Source organism: Gluconobacter sp. Gdi (assembly GCF_014132155.1).
Classification (GTDB): Bacteria; Pseudomonadota; Alphaproteobacteria; order Acetobacterales; family Acetobacteraceae; genus Gluconobacter.
Genome location: NZ_BLJQ01000001.1, coordinates 594012 through 610600, shown reverse-complemented (window position 1 = coordinate 610600; position 16589 = coordinate 594012). Strand labels below are relative to the sequence as shown.

Here is a 16589-nt window from a genome sequence, read left to right as displayed (position 1 = left end):
GGAAACGGGGACGGCTTTTCAGCCGATCACACCCATGATGTCGCTCTCTTTCATGATCAGCAGCTCTTCACCGTTGATCTTCACCTCGGTGCCGGACCACTTGCCGAACAGCACCTTGTCGCCTGCCTTGACGTCGAGAGCCACGATCTGGCCCTGCTCGTTCCGGGCGCCCGGGCCTACGGAAACGATCTCGCCTTCGGTCGGCTTGTCCTTGGCGGTGTCAGGGATGATGATGCCGCCAGCGGTCTTTTCTTCACCGGTCAGGCGGCGGACTACAACGCGGTCATGCAGGGGACGAAATGTCGTCATGGATCGCTCCATTTTAGGCCGTGCCCTTCTACAAAGCGACGCGGCCGGGTTACGCGCTCAATTACTGCAGCGCAGTTGGCACTCCCATATCGAGAGTGCCAAGAGAGGTAGTGCCGCCACCCGTTTTCGTCAAGAACCATCGCCCTCGGCAGAAAAAATTTTCTTTCCGTCTAACAGGGCCTCGGAACGCCTTTTCTCCAGCATATCCGCCATTTTTTGACCTTTCGTTCTGCCATGAAGACGACGATTGGTCTCAGCTTCCTTCGCATCCTCTGCGGACTTGCGGCGTTTGCGTTCCCGACGGAGATTGATGACGTCGCTCATGGCATCTGCCTTTCCGGCGTTACAGAGACTGGACAGAAATCAATGGACCACAAGCATTCCCAAGAAAAGACCGAGGGCCGCATGATTCGCCTCAAGGCAGCAGACGGTCACGAATTCGAGGCATGGGAGACGGGCTCCCCCGAATCCGCACGCTCCATTGTCGTCGTGCAGGAAATTTTTGGCCTGACCGGACACATCAGGGACGTCTGCTCTGATCTGGCTCAGCAGGGCTTCCATGTTCTGGCCCCTGCCCTCTTTGACCGCGTTAAACCCCATACGGTTCTGGCGTACAACGAGACTGGCCTAAAGGAAGGGCTGGAATTTCGAAGTGGCATTTCGCCAGATCTGATCCAGCAGGATCTGGAAGCCTGCGCGCAGAAACTGAGACAGGATGATGGTCACCGCCCAGTCGGGATTATCGGCTTCTGCTGGGGCGGCCTCATCGCCTGGCTGGCTGCGACACGGACGCACCACTTTAATGCTGCCGTGGGATGGTATGGCGGCGGTATTGCCAACCATTGTGACACAGCCCCGCATTGCCCGACGCAGCTCCATTTTGGTGGAGAAGATGCGTCTATTCCGCCAGGCGACGTTCAGAAAATTCGCGCAAGCCGCCCGGAAGTCGAGGTCTTCCTCTATGACCAGGCTGGACATGGCTTTGGGTGCCCCGAACGTTCCAGCTTCAATCAGGATGCCCGTGATCTGGCCTGGAGCCGGAGCGTTGCGTTTCTGAAGCATCACATCAAGCGTGCGTGAGGCCTGACATGGAAGGCATTGCAGGAAAAATTGTTCTCATTACAGGCGGCAGCAGCGGCCTTGGTGAAGCAACCGCGCGTTATCTCGCAGCACGAGGGGCTTACGTTGCTATTGCCGCCCGGCGCCGGGACCGACTGGACGAAATTGTCTCCGAACTCGAAGCACTTGGCCAAACTGCACGGGCCTACACACTGGATGTCACAAACCGCCAGAACGTTGCCGACGTTGTAAAAGCCGTTGAGCAGGACTTCGGACGTCTTGATGTCCTCGTGAACAATGCCGGGCTTATGGCGATTGCCCCCATGAAACGACTGATGGTCGACGAATGGGACCGGATGATCGACATCAACATCAAAGGCGTTCTTTACGGCATTGCCGCAGCACTACCGATCTTTGAGCGTCAGAAATCGGGACATGTCATTAACCTGTCCTCGGTTGCCGGGATCAAGGTCTTCGCCCCTGGAGGCACCGTCTATTCAGGAACGAAGTTTGCCGTGCGGGCCATTAGCGATGGCCTCCGGCAGGAGGCTGGCAACGCGTTTCGCGTTACGTCTATCGAACCGGGCGCAGTGGAGAGCGAACTCAAAGCGGGCAGCGGCGACAGCGAAAGTCGTCAGCATGTTGAAGCGTTCTACAAGATTGCAATTCCGGCGGAATCCGTGGCGAGGGCCATCGCTTTCGCTATCTCACAACCTGACGACGTGGACATCAACGAGATTGTCCTGCGCCCAACCCTTCAGGAGTTCTGATCATGAGCAACAACCCACTCGAAGCAGATCCAAAACGTGACGCAGCAATCCGCCGCGAAGCCAAGTTACTGTGGGAAGCTGACGGCAAGCCAGACGGCGGCCCTGAAGCCTATCTGGATAAAGCAACGGACCTGATCTCCATCAAGGGCGTTCCAGAGGGCACGCCTGTTGAAGATCTGCCATCGCCAGAGTTGGCAGATGTTCAGATCGAAGACCCGCGCTTACAGGAAAACCTCGGGGAATTTCCTGAACGCAGTACGGATCAGGGTGACCATCGCCATTTCCCTGTCGCGGATCGCAAGGAAGAACGCGAACTGTTGGATGACCCTAGCACCGATGCGGGCCAGCCAGGCTACGCTCAGATTGACGAGAAGCAGGAAGGGCACTGACTGCCCTTCCCTACTGCCACCCGTTTTTACGCGGGCGGCAATCAACTCAGGCTTTGTTCAGAACGCGACCGGCAACAGCATCCAGTTTGGCGACAAGTGCCGGATCACGCTTTTCAGGTGCCGTGATAATCGCAAAATCAAGCGCACGCTCGGCGGAAAGATCAAGCGGGCGCTTCTGACCCAGAACGGGGATCACAGCCTTCACGAGGCGACGGGCGTTATCCGCATTCCCCTTCATGACCTTTACCACGCCTTCAACAGTGACGCTGTCATGCTCGGTGTGCCAGCAGTCATAATCCGTGACCATGGCCACAGTGGCGTAGGTCATCTCGGCTTCACGGGCGAGCTTGGCTTCTGGCATGTTGGTCATGCCAACAACCGAACAACCCCATGACCGGTAGAGCTCACTCTCGGCACGCGTCGAGAACTGTGGCCCTTCCATGACGATGTAGGTTCCACCACGCGTGACCGGAATATCGAGCTTGCGGGATTCTGCTTCCAGCACATCCAGCAGACGAGCAGACACCGGGTCCGCCATGCCGACATGAGCCACACATCCAGTCTCAAAGAAGCTTTTTTCGCGCGCGAAGCTGCGATCAATGAACTGATCGACAAGCACGAAACGACCTGGCGGGAGTTCTTCCTTTAAAGAGCCCACAGCTGAAAGAGACAGAATATCCGTCACGCCTGAGCGCTTGAGAGCATCAATATTTGCGCGGAAATTCAGACGTGAGGGCGGGATCGGATGACCACGACCATGACGGGGCAGGAAGACGCACTTGATGCCTTCAAACGTTCCGAAAAGGAGCTCGTCAGAGGTTTCGCCCCAAGGTGTTTCAACCCGACGCCATTCCTTGTTTTCCAGACCGTCAATATCATAGAGGCCGGAGCCACCAATAACGCCGATAACCGGCTGGATTTCTGTTTCCGAAGACATGATTGTTCAGTCCGCCCCTGATGAACATGTTTGAGGACCGTTCAGGAACACGAGACGGAAGATTGGCGCAAGTCTCCGCTGATCCGTGTCGAAAAAAAATCACGCAGGCATTTACGGAGTGGCAAAATGCTCTCTGCCATCATCGCGCCACAGAGCGACAGCAGACATGCAGCCAGCCAACTGTTCGTCTTGAGCGCAATTTGCTAGGACACTCCGCGTAACAAGAATTCGTCCTTAGGATGGTAGGGGAGAGAAAAATGGACCAGATCAGCCCCGTTTTTGCTGAACTCGTTCGCCCGGATGTGCCTCATGATACGCTGAAGCGTGAGGCGAAGGCCTGGTTTGAATCTCTCCGGGACCGGATCTGCGCGTCCTACGAGCAACTTGAAGACGAAGCCGTTGAGGGTGGCTCGCAGGTTCTGCGAGACCGCACGGAAGCCGGCCGCTTCACCCGGACGGCATGGAGCAGACCGGAAGGCGGCGGCGGCGTCATGTCCGTCATGCGTGGACGCGTCTTCGAGAAGGTTGGCGTCAACGTCTCCACAGTGTGGGGTGAATTCTCTCCCGAATTCCGCAAGAACATTCCGGGTGCATCTGAAGACCCGCGCTTCTTTGCGACAGGCGTTTCCCTCGTTGCTCATCCCTGCAATCCGCATGTCAGTGCCGCACATTTCAATACGCGCATGATCATCACGACGAAGGGCTGGTTCGGCGGCGGTGGCGACATTACGCCGATGTTTCCCGACAGCGCCGAAGCCCGTAGCGACGCCAACTACTTTCACAAGATGTTCGAAGCGGCCTGCAACAAACATGATCCGGAACACTATCCACGCTTCAAGGAATGGTGTGACCGGTACTTCCATTTGCATCACCGTGACGAACCCCGCGGTCTGGGCGGCATCTTTTACGATCAGTTCTCGACTGGCAGCCTTGAAGGTGACTTCGCCTTTACGAAAGACATCGGCATGGCTTTCCACGACGCCTACCCTGCCGTTGTTCGTCGCCGCATGTTTACTCCCTGGACGGATGCAGACCGAGACGCACAGTTGATCCGCCGCGGCCGCTATGTGGAATTCAATTTGCTGCATGACCGCGGAACCCTGTTTGGCCTAAAAACCGGCGGGAACACGGAAGCAATCCTGATGAGCATGCCTCCGGAAGTCCGCTGGCCGTGATGTTCCGCTCCCCGACCCGCCGTGACTGCCTGAAAGGACTGGCCCTGCTCGGTGCCGGAAGCGCCATGCCTTCTCTGGTGGCCCGTGCCGCCGATCTGCCTGACGCACATCTCCTTCTTGGCGGAACATTAGCGTCGATCCAGGGGCAGTTCGGGGAACTCGCTGCGGGAGTCATTTCCCGCACGTTGGGGCTCGACGCCCCACTCGAAATCACTCCTGACATTGGTCAGGATGGGGTGCGCGCTGCCAATCTTTTCGATGCCAACAGCGCCCCGGATGGAAGCACGGCCCTGATTGCACCGGGAAGTGCCCTGCTCGCCTCCCTAACAGGAGACTCTCGCGTCCACTATGATTTCGCACGGTGGATTCCCCTTCTGACGGCTCACACGACAACTATCGTGATTGCGCGTGCAGAACTGCACAAAACGCTCCGCAGTCGCTTGAAGGGGTTTTTCCACGATCATCCGGTCCGCTTGGCTGTTTCTCGCCCAACAGGGACCGAACTCGACGCACTGCTAGGACTGACATTACTGGGGCTGCGCCCTATTCCAGTGTCCGGCTTCAGCCGGACGGAAGATGCACTGGAAGCGCTCGCGAACAATCAGGTCGATGCCGTTCAGGTGCTTCCGTATACACTTGATGTCCCGGTAGAGGCCATTCTAGCCAAACTGCCGCCAGGTACAGCACCGCTCTACCATACCGGGGACCTGTCAGACACCGGATCAGACACGATCCCCAATTTTCTGGAAGCTTATCAGGAAGCCCGGCGGCGGCCACCGGAAGGAGCGCTATACCGGGCATGGCAGGCGGTCTCCGCAAGCACCTACACAGCCCTGACCGTTGCCCTTCCCATGCTCACCCCACCAGACATGGTAAAAAGCTGGAAAAAGGCCTGCTGGGACGCAGCTGTAGATCCTACCGTCCGCCACTGGGCGGAAAAGCACCATTTTATGCTGGCTGCAGGCGACAATGCGGCGCCATTCCTGTCCAGGGCGACGCCTGATATTGGCGCGATCCTTGCTCTGAGACGCTGGATTGCCATGAATACTCCGCGCTGGCGTATCGGACAGGAAACGCGGCCCCTCTGACCTTTTACCGGCGCTTTGTCCGCAGCAAAATCCGGACGGAGCCATGGTTGGCAGCATGAGGGTGGACAACGGCCAGCACCATGGGCCGGATGTCCGCTCTCTGGAGCCAGAGCGGCAGTTCCCGACGGATCAGTCCACTCGTGGCACCACTTCCCAGCCCTGTCACGACTTCAACGCACCGCCAGTTGCGTGCTTTGGCGCGATGCATGAAGTCCAGCAGGCGCTCAAAAGCGTCCTGCACAATATATCCATGCAGATCCAGCTTCGCATCGACCTTGAGCTCCCCGCGGGAGAGGCGCTTCCAGCTCGTATCATCCAGACCCGGTGATCGAACACCGACCCGCAGATCCTGCGGTCTTGGTCGACGAAGAACTGGACGCGCCAAAAGAGCGCGGAATGACAGGTCCTGTTCAGAGGGTGGAGGCGAAACAAGCGGAACCCGAGCAGGCTTTACCGCTTCGACTTTTGGCGTGGGTGGCGGAACGGGTTTGGATTTGGGTCTGGAAGGGTGTAGCGGCACGATGTCGCGCACGACCATGCGCCACAGGCTTTCCTCCTCCTCTTTCAGAACCCGTTTTGCCACCAAAGAACCCCACCTGACCTGACTCAGTCTTGCATCCCGCAAATAACCTGCACTGCGTGTAACTGTTTCCATGCCGATCGAACAATGGAAAAGACGTAATTTCAGGCCTCTCGCAATTTTGGCATCAGGCTCTTCTTCAGAACGTTCGGTCCTACAACTCTATGACTGGCTAAGGTGGCACTGCCCGCTCACGAGAGATCCGAACATTTCAGGCGCAGTATCAATTCAGAAAGAGACCATTATTTTTGTCCGAGCTGCGCCTTGTAGAACCGTCAGCAGCGTTCCCAAGTCTTCTCATGAAGGAGACAGACCGTGAGTAAACTGACCAAAGAAGAGCGAGACAGCCTACCCGACGATGAATTCGGCCTTCCTGAAAAAAGGGCCTACCCCGTCGACACAAAGGCTCGGGCACGAAATGCGAAAGCGCGCGCAACGCAGGAGCTTGAACGCGGTCTCCTGACGCCGGAAGAAAGAAATGAAATTGATCAGGCGGCAGATTGCAAATTACAGGAAGAATAACCCAGAATCAGAAACGGCCCCGAATTTCTTCGGAGCCGCTCGCTGACGTCATTGGAACATTCAGTTGGCTTGCGCGTCCCGAAGGGGCGCATCTGCCGGAACATCCTTGAGCGGAATGCCCTGATACTTTCCTGTCAGAGTTTTCAGGAAGGCCACAATGTCTGTAACATCCTGTTCTGTGATGTCATGATCGGGCGTCTCATAACGGGCCATGGCACGAACCGCAGCGTCCAGCGTCTTTGCTGATCCGTCATGGAACCACGGGCCTGTCAGTTCCACGTTCCGCAGGTTGGGGACCTTGAAACGCTCACGATCAGACGGATTGTTCGTGAAGGCAAAGCGACCATCGTCCACAGCCGTCAGCTTGGTGTGACGGTCCTCGAAATACGGCCCTTCCAGACCCAGAATTTCGTAAGCGTCTCCACCGACCGCAACACCGCTATGGCAGCCCGAGCAGCCAATTGCCTTAAAGCGTTCATAGCCACGCTTTTCCTGAGCCGTAATCGCGTCTGCCTTGCCCTTCAGGTACAGGTCAAAGCGGCTGTCTGGGGTTATCAGTGTTTTTTCATATTCGGCGATCGCGTCCGTCACCGTGTTCTTGGTGATATCGTCCGAACCATAGATGGCCGTGAACTGGTCAGCATATCCAGGCTCAGCACGCACACGATCGGCAACGGATGCCCAGTCATGGGATCCCATTTCCAGCGGGTTCATCACTGGGCCTGCAGCTTGCTCAGCCAGATCCTTGGCACGACCGTTCCAGAACTGACCGATATTGAAGACGGAATTGTAAACCGTCGGTACGTTAATCGGGCCGGTCTGACCATTAATGCCGGTCGCCGTGGTCTGATTATCCACACCGCCCTTGTTCAGGCCATGGCAGCTCGCACAGTTGAGCTGGCCATTCCCTGAAAGCTGCTTGTCGAAGAACAGGGTCCGGCCCAGTTCAGCCTTTTTCCAGTCTACGGCAATTGTTTCCGGGATCGGCTGAAGGACTTCGCCACGGAATCCTGGCGCCACATCAGAGCTGGCGTAATAGCGCTCACGCTGATCACGTACCCACTTCAGAATGTCCGCACGCTGTTTCTCGTCCAGATGAGCATGGGGATGCATCGTCAGGTAAGCCGCAGGCGGCATACGGTTCTGAACAATCACTTCCTCAATACGGGAAAGCTGCTCGACCGATGGCGGCTTGCCCTGCTGGAATGCTTCAATGATCGGCGCAAACTCAAAATGACGCTGCCCCTGCTCCAGATCACGGCTCATAATCTGATTGGCGAGCGGCAGTTTGAAGTAGAATGGCAGATCGGCGTTGCGCGTGTGGCAGTAGTCACAACGGACTTCCTGAAACGCTGCAAACGCTGTCATGGCGATAGGGTCATGCCGTGTGGGGCTGCTCGCGGGAAGCTGCGGCGCACCAGCATGATCGAAATGCTCAAGATAGGTGACTGTTCCGCCCCAGGCGACAACGCCCAGTGCCACCAGACCGGCAATTCCTTTGGTAATTGTGCTGCGACGCACCGCAAATCTCCTCACTGTCACGAGAATGTGAGGTTTGGAGATTGTAACACAAGAAGTCAAAACGATTGATCCTGTCAGACCTACAGGTCTGACCGATCATTCGTCTTCCCAGTCTTCCTCCCGGGTCCCAATCGCAGCCCTGAGGCGCTTACGGGCGATGTTGACGTAACGTGTGTCTTTTTCCACGCCAATGCCGGACAACCCCTTGCGTTCCGCCGCAATCAGGCTGGTCCCCACTCCCATGAACGGGTCCAGCAGGACGCCGCCCGGCTTGGCGCCATGCAACCGCAGACAGGCTTCCGGCAACGCGATTGGAAACGTCCCCGGATGGCTGAATTTTTCTTTTCGGCTTCGCACGGTCTCATAGGGAATGAACCACGTGTCTCCACGGCATCGACGATCCATCTCATGCTGTCGGCGCGAGATATTGCTCTTGTCCGTAAATGGAACGCCAGCATCCAACCGGGCGACTTTGACGTCCCCCTTTTTCGTCAGATGAAAAATATGCTCGTGATTACGGTTAACAAAGCGGGGTGAATTCAGCGGCTTGAAATGCCCATAGGTAATTTCACCCACCGAAATCGACTTGATCCAGGTGATATGGTTCTGAAGCACAAAAAGCTTCCGCAACCGGGACATCAGTTCGAACGGCAGCCAGGGCTGTGAAGATGATCCAGCGATATTCAGAAAGAACGATCCATCGTCCTTCATGATCCGTTTCACACTGGCACAGACGTCTTCCATCCAGTCCAGATAGGCATCTTCCGGCAACTGGTCCTGATAGGTGCGATATTCAATCCCAAGATTATAGGGCGGAGACGTCACCACGACATCCACCGTCTGCGACGACATACGCCGCAGAACTGTGGTGCAGTCTCCCCGGATCAGCGTATGGGCGCCGAGTGTTTCCCGGCGGCTCCGGATCATGGCGTGGGCGAATCCGCTGGAGGACGCGGCAACAGAATGACCATTCGGCCATTTTCATGCAGATTGCCGGCAACATACTGGGCAAAAGCCCCCCATCCGGTGAACAGATCGGCACGTCCCGCTCCCTTGATATCGGTTCCGATATCCTGAGCGAACACGAGATGCTGCCATGGTGCTGGCTGGCCCTTTGCATCCGGCAGCTTTGTCTCAACCCAGAGCGGGGTCGCAAACGGCACGATCGATCGGTCAATCGCAACGGACCGCCCAGCGGTCAGCGGCACACCGAATGCTCCTGTCGCGCCCTGCGCCAGACTTCCCGTATCTTTGCGGAAGAAAACGTAATTCGGGTTACGCTCCATCATCGCCATCATGCGATCCGGATGCGCCTCCAGCCATGCACGGATGCTTTCCATACTGACAGCAGAGGGAGCCAGTTCGTTATCCTCAACCAGCACACGCCCAAGCGGCACATAAGGCTGGCCATTCTTGCCGTCATAACCAGCCCGGATCTGTGATCCATCTGGCAGGATCAGACGACCGGAGCCCTGAATTTGCAGAAAAAACAGGTCCACAGGGCTTTTTAGCCATGCGATTTCCAACCCGCGCCCCGCTAGAGCACCACCGTCAATCTGGGCACGATCGTAATACGGTTTGAACTGACCGTTCTCCCAACGTCCCGTGACCATCTGACCGTTGGTTGCTTTGGCACGAACCAGATCTGCCGGGCGCCCATAAAGAGGCGTCTGGTATGGCCCCTCGCGCGTCAGAGATGCCTCAATCTGAGGTTCAAAATACCCGGTGTAAAACGCTTTGGTATCGGTCTCGTAGGGCTGAAACCATGTCTGCAGGTAAGATTTGGCATCCGCAGCACTCTCCAGTCCGGCACAAGCACCAGACCAGTCTCCAACCTGACGGCCATACGGAAGGGTCTCAGCCCCCCCGAGAGGCGTTTCAGGCGGCAATTGCGTCAGCCGATGGCACTCCTGCCGCAAAACAGGCAAGAGCGAAGCGAAATCCTCCCGATCCCACCCCGCGAGTGCATCGAAACCTACAGGCGTCAATGAAACAGAAGATGACGGTTCATTTGACGTGGTGCACCCGACCAACAGGGTCAGGGCAGCCAGACTCAGCAGCTTTTTCATAATGGACGAACTATTTTCAGGCTGGGCGCGATGCCGCAAGACGCCACCGCGCGTCCGACGTCCCGAACTGACGTTCAAACAGCCACAGATCGTGGAATTCCGTCACGGCATCCGTGCCCTGTACAGGGTCTCCGTTGCGATCCGTCAGCATATTAACCTGACGGGACACGATCCGAACTTCGATTCGACCGATCTGGGCAGCCGCATCGTCGGTGGGAAGCATCGCATCCAGAATGGCCATGCTTTCGATACCGCGCAGATCGCTGCGCTGTGTTTCGCCTGCTTCGGCACGCGCGTTGATCGCGGAGAGAAAGGCCTCTTCCGTCTCCTGGGTCATCAGACCTGACAGAGCCGCGCGGTCTCCCGCAGCAAAAGCCGGAACAATTTGGCGGAACGTGCTTTCAGCATCCTTAAGAAAAGCCTGAGGCGTAAAACCCGCATCAAGCTGGGTCATACGACCCAGTACGCTGCCCACCCGGGTTGCCGGAGCGGGAATGTCGTATTCGACCTGCGCCACGACCGTTTCCTCACCCCGCTGGCTTGTACCAGGCAGCGGTGGAGGCGTCGGACGGGCGGAAGCCTGCCCACCAGCAGCGAAAACCGGCGGACGCTCCTGACGCACACCCTGCATGCCAATGCGACGCCCCAGCACGCGGTACAGGCGAAAGCCCAAGGCAATCGCCAGAATTGCCAGCACCACGATGTCCCATGGGAACGCGTGGCCGGAATGGCCCATCAGAGCGGAGGGAAGATGAATGTCGTCAGAAGACATGAAGATTATGTTTCACACAGATCGTTGGAATTTCCGTTGTCTTACAGATAGGGCGACAGCGGACCAATCTCAACCTTCCGCATGCAGGAACCCCGTCTTGGCGCGCATGACACATCATGCTACCGCCACTGTATCGCAATCGTTCCATCGCTATCCGCCTCGCGGATCCGGAGACCGTACATGTCCGAGAATACCACCGACAACACCGCACAGAACATGGAAGGCGCTCCGCCGCAGATGCCGCTTGCCGTCAATCTGCAGTACACGAAGGACCTGTCCTTTGAAGTCCCGGCTGGCGCTTCCATTTTCGCTACCCTGCGCGCTGCACCGCAGATCTCTGTGAACATCGATGTTCAGGCAAACCGCCTGGAAGAAGAGCAGCCCGTTTATGAAGTTGCCTTGGCCGTCCGCGCCGAAGCTGCTGAGCCCGCAGCAGAAGAAGGTGGCAAGGCTGGCCGCACGGTGTTCATTGCCGAGCTGACCTATGCCGCCATCGTGACTCTCGGCAACGCTCCGCAGGAACTCGTCGAGCCGATCCTGCTGGTTGAAGTGCCGCGCCTGATCTTCCCGTATGTGCGCTCCATCATCAGCGACGTCACCCGTGACGGTGGCTTCCCGCCGGTGGTTCTGCAGCCGATCGACTTCGTTGCCCTATGGCAGGCCAAGCGCGCCCAGCAGTTCCCAGAGCCAGCTGGCGAAGCCTGATCCTTCAGGTGACGAAAGGCCCGAGCCGTTCCAGTGGATCGGGCCACTCCACTGCACGCCAGTCCTTTTCGGTCAGGCGTGCAGCGATGGCCCCTGACAGACAGAGCGCCCTCACACCGGACAGAGCATTTCGCTCCGGCGCACCCAAAGCCTCCATGAAGGCTTCAGCCGTTTTTCCGGAATAAAGAACAACCCCTTCAATACGATCGCTCAACAAAGCGTCTCGCGCAGCATCCGTAAGAGTTTTCCTCTTCGTCACTGCGTATACATCGATGCGCTGTGCTCCCAACGCTGCTGCGAGCTCGATGCCATAACCCTTCCCACATGCCAGCATAAGGGACTGTCCCGTCAGGTTGTGACGACGGCAGAACTCCAGCAGGGCTTCAGCGTCGCCATCTGCGGCATGAACATTGGAAAAGCCCATGGTGCGAGCATGTTCAGCCGTCTTTGCTCCTACCGTGACCATCAAACGGTCTCGCGGCCAATTTTTGAGAGCGGCCAGCGCATTGGCGCTTGTCAGAGCTACAGCCGCGCAGTCAGTCACGGCTATGGGTTCATAGGTCTGAATTTCCAGCATAGGGCAGGCAATCGCCTCCCATCCCTGACGCTGAAGGGCCTCCGAGGTAGACGCCAGACCCGGCTCAGGACGCGTGACCAGAACAGCGCGCCGCGCCATGATCAGGCGCGTGTCATCTCGGCGAAAATTGCTGCCGGCGTATTGCGGCGCAGCTCGTCTGCCAGTTCCGTTCCCATCCGGGCGGCCTCAAGTGGCGCACCAGTGATTTCACGGCGGATCAGGAACGTCCCGTCTTCGCTTGCAACCATACCCGTCAGTTTCAGTACGCCAGCTTCAATTCTGGCATATCCGCCAATTGGCGTTCGGCAGGAACCGTCAAGCTCAGCCAGCAAAGCACGCTCAGCAGTCGAAACGGCCCGGGCTTCCGGGTCTTCGATGGCAGACAGAAGCTCACGCAGTTCCGTGTCACTCTCGCGGACCGTCACACCGACGATACCCTGCCCTGCAGCTGGAAGCATTTGGTCTGGTTCAAGCACGATATCGACACGATCTTCCATTCCGAGACGCCTTAGTCCCGCGAGAGCCAGAAGCGTGGCATCACACGCCCCCGCCTGCAGCTTGTCGAGACGCGTCTGAACATTGCCGCGCAGCAGCCCAAACCGGAGATCCGGGCGACGGCTCAGCATCTGCGCCTGTCGACGGACGGACGCACAACCGATCAAGGCACCCTCTGGCAGGGACGCATACGGATCAGCCGGGTCAACTTTGGTGGACCGGTCACGCAGGATAATGGCATCGCGGGCGTCTTCACGCTTCAGCGTGCACGCCAGGACAAGGCCGGGAGGGAGATTGGTTTCGAGATCCTTGAGGCTATGAACTGCGAAGTCGATCCGGCCCGCTACAAGAGCTTCGTGGATTTCCTTGGCAAACAGGCCCTTGCCACCAATTTCCGCCAGACGCTGGCTGAGGTTACGATCACCTTCAGTGCTGATCTGATGTTCCTGGAATGCTCCCATGTCACGCAGGACCGGACAAAAACGGGTCAGACGTGTCAGGAACGTCCGCGTTTGCCACAGCGCCAGCGGTGACGCGCGCGAGCCCACTCTAAGTGGGAGTTTGCGCTGGCCGGACGGGCTGGCGGCATGAGATCGGCGGACGGCTTCCGCCGCGACCTTTTGAAGGGCGTCGGAAGACAGGACGGAAGCATTCATGGACCGCACCTGTAGCTCATTCAGGCGGGGCTGTCATGATATGAGAGACTCGGTCATAATGCATGCCATGTCTGACCCTGCTGCATCCCGCCCCCTTCTGGCGATCGAAACGTCCTGCGACGATACCGCTTGCGCTATTCTGGCCTATGACGGCACCATTCTCGCTGAAGGTGTTCTTTCCCAGAACGATCACGCCATTCTTGGTGGCGTTGTACCGGAAATTGCAGCACGAGCTCATCTTGATGCCCTGCCTGCCCTTGTCCAGTCCGTACTCGACAAGGCCGCCCTCACCTTGCAGGACATTGATACCTTCGCAGGAACGACTGGCCCGGGCCTGATTGGTGGGCTGATTGTGGGCAGTTCCTATGCAAAAGGGCTGGCTCTCGCACTGGGCCGACCTTTTATCGCCGTCAATCACATTGAAGGGCACGTCCTGACGGCTCGACTGCCGTCTCTTGAGGCCGATCTTCAGTTTCCATTCCTGACGATGCTGGTCTCAGGCGGTCACTGCCAGTGCATTTCCGTGGAACAGACAGGCCAGTACGTGCGCCTTGGTGGCACCATTGATGACGCCGCCGGCGAGGCTTTCGACAAAGTTGCCAAAATGCTTGGTCTTGGCTGGCCGGGTGGGCCTGCTCTTGAAAAACTGGCACAGGAAGGCCGCGCTGATGCTTTTGCGCTTCCCCGCCCGCTTAAAGGGCGTGAAGGCTGCGACTTTTCTTTTTCCGGCCTGAAAACAGCCGTCAGCCGCCTGATTGAGCCCTTGGGATCAGGCGCTCTTCCGCGCCAGTTCGCTGCCGACGTCGCCGCATCCTTCCAGCAGGCTGTGGCAGATGTCATGGCAGACCGTGCGGAACATGCGCTTGCAATGGCGCCTCACACGACTGCACTCGTCGTCGCAGGTGGTGTGGCTGCGAACCGGACCCTTCGCGGTGCGCTGGAAACTGTCGCAGACCGCCACGGTATCCCATTTATCGCTCCTCCGCTTCGCCTCTGCACGGACAATGCTGTCATGATCGGCTGGGCAGCCCTTGAGCGCCTCCATGCGGGTGAGCATCCCAACGAAATAGATGTCGCAGCCCGCCCCCGTTGGCCTCTTGCGGAACGTCATCCCGCTCATAGCCCTTCCTGATTCCATAGCCGGAACCTGTCTCCCGTGAACTACAGACACGCCTACCACGCCGGAAATTTTGCGGATTGCATGAAACACGCGATCCTTCTGGTGCTTCTGAAGTCCCTCGCGCGCAAACCTGCGGGATTTTGTGTTCTCGATACACATGCAGGCTGCGGACAATATGACCTGTCTTCTGAGGAAGCCCAGAAAACCGGCGAATGGAAAAGCGGGATCGGCCAACTTCTGGACTCGGAAGATCCAGCCCTTCAGGATTATCTCTCCGCCGTGCGCGACCTCGGCCTTTATCCGGGATCACCGGCCCTCGCTCGCCATGCGCTGCGCCCCCAGGACCAGCTTGTGGCCTGCGAACTTCACCCAGAAGATGTTCGCCCGTTACGTCGCCTTTTCCGGGATGATCCGCAGGTCTCCATTCATCATCGCAACGGTTATGAAGCTCTGCGCGCGCTTCTCCCCCCGAAAGATCTGAAGCGTGGTCTGGTTCTGATTGATCCGCCATTTGAGAAGCTGGACGACTTTACGCAATGTGCTGAGGCGATCTCGCTGATCCGCAATCGCTTTCGCGCAGGCATTGTCGCGGTTTGGTATCCCATCAAGCACCGCACCCCGGTTCGGGCATTTTACAATGCCCTGAAGGGTGCAGGCATTCGCGACATTCTGGCATGTGAGTTTCTTCTGCGCCCGGCGTTGGATCCGTCTCGCCTGAATGGATGCGGAATGCTGGTGGTGAATGCTCCTTTCGGATTTGAAGAGGATGCCGCGCGCGTCCTGAATGCGTTGAAGCAGGGGCTTGCGACGGATGACCCGGAAGACGACATGCAGGTGCATATCGAACGTCTGGTAGAGGAATGAACATGAACGGGCGCCATATCGCAGTCATCGGCGCAGGCGCCTGGGGAACGGCTCTCGCATGTGCCGCGGCCCGCACCGGAGCACGCGTTACACTCTGGATGCGAACTCCAGTTCCTGATGGCGTCCGGGAGCTTCCTCGATTGCCCGGTATTCAGCTTCCTGATGCGGTTACCGTTACAGGCGTTTTCCCAACACATGCGGACGTTGTGCTTCTGGTTGTGCCTGTTCAGACTGCCCGATCCGTATCCGTCGCACTGGAAGGTGTTCTCGCTTCAGGTGTGCCAGTCGTGACGTGCTGCAAAGGCCTGGAACAGGCGACCTCGCTTCTGCCACTTACCGCACTCGCCGAAACGATGCCTGATCGGCCAACTGCCGTTCTCTCCGGGCCAAACTTCGCCATTGAAATTGCAAAAGGCCTTCCGGCAGCAGCGACATTGGCCAGCACAGATCTGACGCTGGCAAAACATCTCACCAGTATCCTCAACTCGTCATCGTTTCGTCTCTATGCCAGTGACGACATTGCGGGAGTGCAGCTTGCCGGAGCAGCAAAAAACGTTGTGGCGATCGGCGCGGGTATCGTGATCGGAGCAGGCCTGGGAGAAAATGGCCGGGCAGCCCTTATCACCCGGGCTGTCGCAGAGATTGCGCGCCTGGCCGAAGCGTTGGGCGGACGTGCTGCCACTCTGGCGGGCCTATCTGGCGTTGGAGACCTGATCCTGACCTGTACCGGGCGGGGCTCACGGAACTACAGTCTCGGCATTGAGCTCGGAGAGGGTCGCCCCCTGTCGGAAATCCTTGCTTCCCGTACAACGGTTGCAGAGGGCGTTTTGACCGCGCCGGCGCTTGTGGCGCTCGCTCACAAGATGGGCGTGCACGTCCCGATCCTTGAGACAATCACCCATCTGCTTTCAGAAAAACTTACACTGGAAGAAGCCAGAATGCTGCTGCTGGACCGGCCTCCGACGCTGGAATAATTGGCTT

At 57.9% G+C, this 16589-nt stretch carries 20 protein-coding genes; 10 read left to right on the top strand and 10 right to left on the bottom strand.

All coding sequences use genetic code 11. The features are described from left to right. Window positions 1-18: 18 nt before the first annotated feature. A complete protein-coding gene (gene groES / locus JN414_RS02770; RefSeq protein ID WP_046899653.1) occupies window positions 19-309 on the bottom strand; it encodes a co-chaperone GroES in 291 nt (96 codons plus the stop codon). A 129-nt stretch (window positions 310-438) separates the two neighbouring features. After that, window positions 439-633, bottom strand: a complete 195-nt coding sequence (locus tag JN414_RS02765) for a DUF4169 family protein (protein WP_202206587.1) — start codon at window positions 631-633, stop codon at window positions 439-441. Between the two features lie 42 nt (window positions 634-675). Between JN414_RS02765 and JN414_RS02760 the strand changes: the two genes are divergently transcribed. From JN414_RS02760 to JN414_RS02750, 3 genes are read left to right on the top strand one after another with little or no spacing between them, the layout of a single operon-like run. Beyond that, window positions 676-1389 (top strand): dienelactone hydrolase family protein, encoded by a 714-nt coding sequence (locus tag JN414_RS02760; protein ID WP_202206586.1) that lies wholly within the window; start codon window positions 676-678, stop codon window positions 1387-1389. Between the two features lie 8 nt (window positions 1390-1397). Continuing rightward, entirely contained in the window at window positions 1398-2138 is a 741-nt protein-coding gene (locus JN414_RS02755) for an SDR family oxidoreductase (protein ID WP_202206585.1), read from the top strand. 2 nt (window positions 2139-2140) lie between these two features. Next, window positions 2141-2527 carry a DUF2934 domain-containing protein gene (locus JN414_RS02750; RefSeq protein ID WP_202206584.1) on the top strand — a complete coding sequence of 129 codons (387 nt, stop codon included), beginning with the start codon at window positions 2141-2143 and terminating at the stop codon, window positions 2525-2527. Between the two features lie 46 nt (window positions 2528-2573). On the opposite strand, the gene JN414_RS02745 is transcribed toward JN414_RS02750, so the two are convergent. Continuing rightward, the gene (locus JN414_RS02745) at window positions 2574-3464 is read right to left on the bottom strand and encodes an S-methyl-5'-thioadenosine phosphorylase (protein ID WP_099210368.1); all 891 of its coding nucleotides are present in this window, start codon (window positions 3462-3464) and stop codon (window positions 2574-2576) included. A 257-nt stretch (window positions 3465-3721) separates the two neighbouring features. Here JN414_RS02745 and hemF point away from each other — a divergent pair, with 257 nt between their 5' ends. Both hemF and JN414_RS02735 read left to right on the top strand, forming a co-directional pair. Further along, a complete protein-coding gene (hemF, locus tag JN414_RS02740) occupies window positions 3722-4639 on the top strand; it encodes an oxygen-dependent coproporphyrinogen oxidase (RefSeq protein WP_202206583.1) in 918 nt (305 codons plus the stop codon). Continuing rightward, window positions 4639-5727: a hypothetical protein gene (locus JN414_RS02735; RefSeq protein ID WP_237389860.1), complete on the top strand. Its 1089-nt coding sequence runs from the start codon at window positions 4639-4641 to the stop codon at window positions 5725-5727. The genes hemF and JN414_RS02735 overlap by 1 nt, the downstream gene beginning before the upstream one ends. A gap of 4 nt (window positions 5728-5731) precedes the next feature. Here the strand turns inward: JN414_RS02735 and JN414_RS02730 are convergent, their stop codons facing one another. Next, entirely contained in the window at window positions 5732-6310 is a 579-nt protein-coding gene (locus JN414_RS02730; RefSeq protein WP_099211080.1) for a Smr/MutS family protein, read from the bottom strand. 312 nt (window positions 6311-6622) lie between these two features. Here JN414_RS02730 and JN414_RS02725 point away from each other — a divergent pair, with 312 nt between their 5' ends. Further along, the gene (locus JN414_RS02725) at window positions 6623-6829 is read left to right on the top strand and encodes a hypothetical protein (protein ID WP_202206581.1); all 207 of its coding nucleotides are present in this window, start codon (window positions 6623-6625) and stop codon (window positions 6827-6829) included. Window positions 6830-6889: 60 nt separating this feature from the next. Here JN414_RS02725 and JN414_RS02720 read toward each other — a convergent pair whose 3' ends face one another. The 4 genes from JN414_RS02720 to JN414_RS02705 form a co-directional block, all read right to left on the bottom strand. Next, window positions 6890-8350, bottom strand: coding sequence for a cytochrome-c peroxidase (locus tag JN414_RS02720; protein WP_202206580.1), 1461 nt, complete (start codon window positions 8348-8350; stop codon window positions 6890-6892). Window positions 8351-8446: 96 nt separating this feature from the next. Beyond that, on the bottom strand, window positions 8447-9277 hold the full coding sequence (locus JN414_RS02715) for a site-specific DNA-methyltransferase (RefSeq protein WP_046899662.1): 831 nt from the start codon (window positions 9275-9277) through the stop codon (window positions 8447-8449). Further along, window positions 9274-10419, bottom strand: a complete 1146-nt coding sequence (locus JN414_RS02710) for a murein transglycosylase A (RefSeq protein WP_202206579.1) — start codon at window positions 10417-10419, stop codon at window positions 9274-9276. Before JN414_RS02710 ends, JN414_RS02715 begins: the two co-directional genes overlap by 4 nt. A 16-nt stretch (window positions 10420-10435) precedes the next feature. Then, window positions 10436-11191: a Tim44/TimA family putative adaptor protein gene (locus JN414_RS02705; RefSeq protein ID WP_202206578.1), complete on the bottom strand. Its 756-nt coding sequence runs from the start codon at window positions 11189-11191 to the stop codon at window positions 10436-10438. 180 nt (window positions 11192-11371) lie between these two features. On the opposite strand from JN414_RS02705, the gene secB reads away from it, so the two are divergent. Continuing rightward, window positions 11372-11896: a protein-export chaperone SecB gene (gene secB / locus JN414_RS02700; protein ID WP_046899665.1), complete on the top strand. Its 525-nt coding sequence runs from the start codon at window positions 11372-11374 to the stop codon at window positions 11894-11896. Between the two features lie 4 nt (window positions 11897-11900). Here secB and JN414_RS02695 read toward each other — a convergent pair whose 3' ends face one another. Both JN414_RS02695 and hemC read right to left on the bottom strand, forming a co-directional pair. Then, entirely contained in the window at window positions 11901-12572 is a 672-nt protein-coding gene (locus JN414_RS02695; protein ID WP_202206577.1) for a uroporphyrinogen-III synthase, read from the bottom strand. A 2-nt stretch (window positions 12573-12574) separates the two neighbouring features. Beyond that, window positions 12575-13624 carry a hydroxymethylbilane synthase gene (gene hemC / locus JN414_RS02690; protein ID WP_064273994.1) on the bottom strand — a complete coding sequence of 350 codons (1050 nt, stop codon included), beginning with the start codon at window positions 13622-13624 and terminating at the stop codon, window positions 12575-12577. A gap of 58 nt (window positions 13625-13682) precedes the next feature. Here hemC and tsaD point away from each other — a divergent pair, with 58 nt between their 5' ends. Genes tsaD through JN414_RS02675 form a run of 3 tightly spaced genes read left to right on the top strand, consistent with a single transcriptional unit; the run spans window position 13683 to window position 16582 of the window. Further along, complete coding sequence (gene tsaD, locus JN414_RS02685; RefSeq protein ID WP_202206576.1) at window positions 13683-14756, top strand: tRNA (adenosine(37)-N6)-threonylcarbamoyltransferase complex transferase subunit TsaD; 1074 nt, start codon at window positions 13683-13685, stop codon at window positions 14754-14756. A gap of 24 nt (window positions 14757-14780) precedes the next feature. After that, window positions 14781-15608 (top strand): 23S rRNA (adenine(2030)-N(6))-methyltransferase RlmJ, encoded by an 828-nt coding sequence (locus tag JN414_RS02680; protein ID WP_202206575.1) that lies wholly within the window; start codon window positions 14781-14783, stop codon window positions 15606-15608. Continuing rightward, window positions 15605-16582, top strand: a complete 978-nt coding sequence (locus JN414_RS02675; protein WP_202206574.1) for an NAD(P)H-dependent glycerol-3-phosphate dehydrogenase — start codon at window positions 15605-15607, stop codon at window positions 16580-16582. Before JN414_RS02680 ends, JN414_RS02675 begins: the two co-directional genes overlap by 4 nt. The last annotated feature ends 7 nt before the right edge of the window (window positions 16583-16589 follow it).

Excerpts from the sequence above, each read along its gene's own strand:
- groES (WP_046899653.1), bottom strand. The coding sequence starts at position 309 with ATGACGACATTTCGTCCCCTGCATGACCGCGTTGTAGTCCGCCGCCTG.
- JN414_RS02765 (WP_202206587.1), bottom strand. The coding sequence starts at position 633 with ATGAGCGACGTCATCAATCTCCGTCGGGAACGCAAACGCCGCAAGTCC.
- JN414_RS02760 (WP_202206586.1), top strand. The coding sequence starts at position 676 with ATGGACCACAAGCATTCCCAAGAAAAGACCGAGGGCCGCATGATTCGC.
- JN414_RS02755 (WP_202206585.1), top strand. The coding sequence starts at position 1,398 with ATGGAAGGCATTGCAGGAAAAATTGTTCTCATTACAGGCGGCAGCAGC.
- JN414_RS02750 (WP_202206584.1), top strand. The coding sequence starts at position 2,141 with ATGAGCAACAACCCACTCGAAGCAGATCCAAAACGTGACGCAGCAATC.
- JN414_RS02745 (WP_099210368.1), bottom strand. The coding sequence starts at position 3,464 with ATGTCTTCGGAAACAGAAATCCAGCCGGTTATCGGCGTTATTGGTGGC.
- hemF (WP_202206583.1), top strand. The coding sequence starts at position 3,722 with ATGGACCAGATCAGCCCCGTTTTTGCTGAACTCGTTCGCCCGGATGTG.
- JN414_RS02735 (WP_237389860.1), top strand. The coding sequence starts at position 4,639 with ATGTTCCGCTCCCCGACCCGCCGTGACTGCCTGAAAGGACTGGCCCTG.
- JN414_RS02715 (WP_046899662.1), bottom strand. The coding sequence starts at position 9,277 with ATGATCCGGAGCCGCCGGGAAACACTCGGCGCCCATACGCTGATCCGG.
- JN414_RS02710 (WP_202206579.1), bottom strand. The coding sequence starts at position 10,419 with ATGAAAAAGCTGCTGAGTCTGGCTGCCCTGACCCTGTTGGTCGGGTGC.
- JN414_RS02705 (WP_202206578.1), bottom strand. The coding sequence starts at position 11,191 with ATGTCTTCTGACGACATTCATCTTCCCTCCGCTCTGATGGGCCATTCC.
- secB (WP_046899665.1), top strand. The coding sequence starts at position 11,372 with ATGTCCGAGAATACCACCGACAACACCGCACAGAACATGGAAGGCGCT.
- JN414_RS02695 (WP_202206577.1), bottom strand. The coding sequence starts at position 12,572 with ATGGCGCGGCGCGCTGTTCTGGTCACGCGTCCTGAGCCGGGTCTGGCG.
- hemC (WP_064273994.1), bottom strand. The coding sequence starts at position 13,624 with ATGAATGCTTCCGTCCTGTCTTCCGACGCCCTTCAAAAGGTCGCGGCG.
- tsaD (WP_202206576.1), top strand. The coding sequence starts at position 13,683 with ATGCATGCCATGTCTGACCCTGCTGCATCCCGCCCCCTTCTGGCGATC.
- JN414_RS02675 (WP_202206574.1), top strand. The coding sequence starts at position 15,605 with ATGAACATGAACGGGCGCCATATCGCAGTCATCGGCGCAGGCGCCTGG.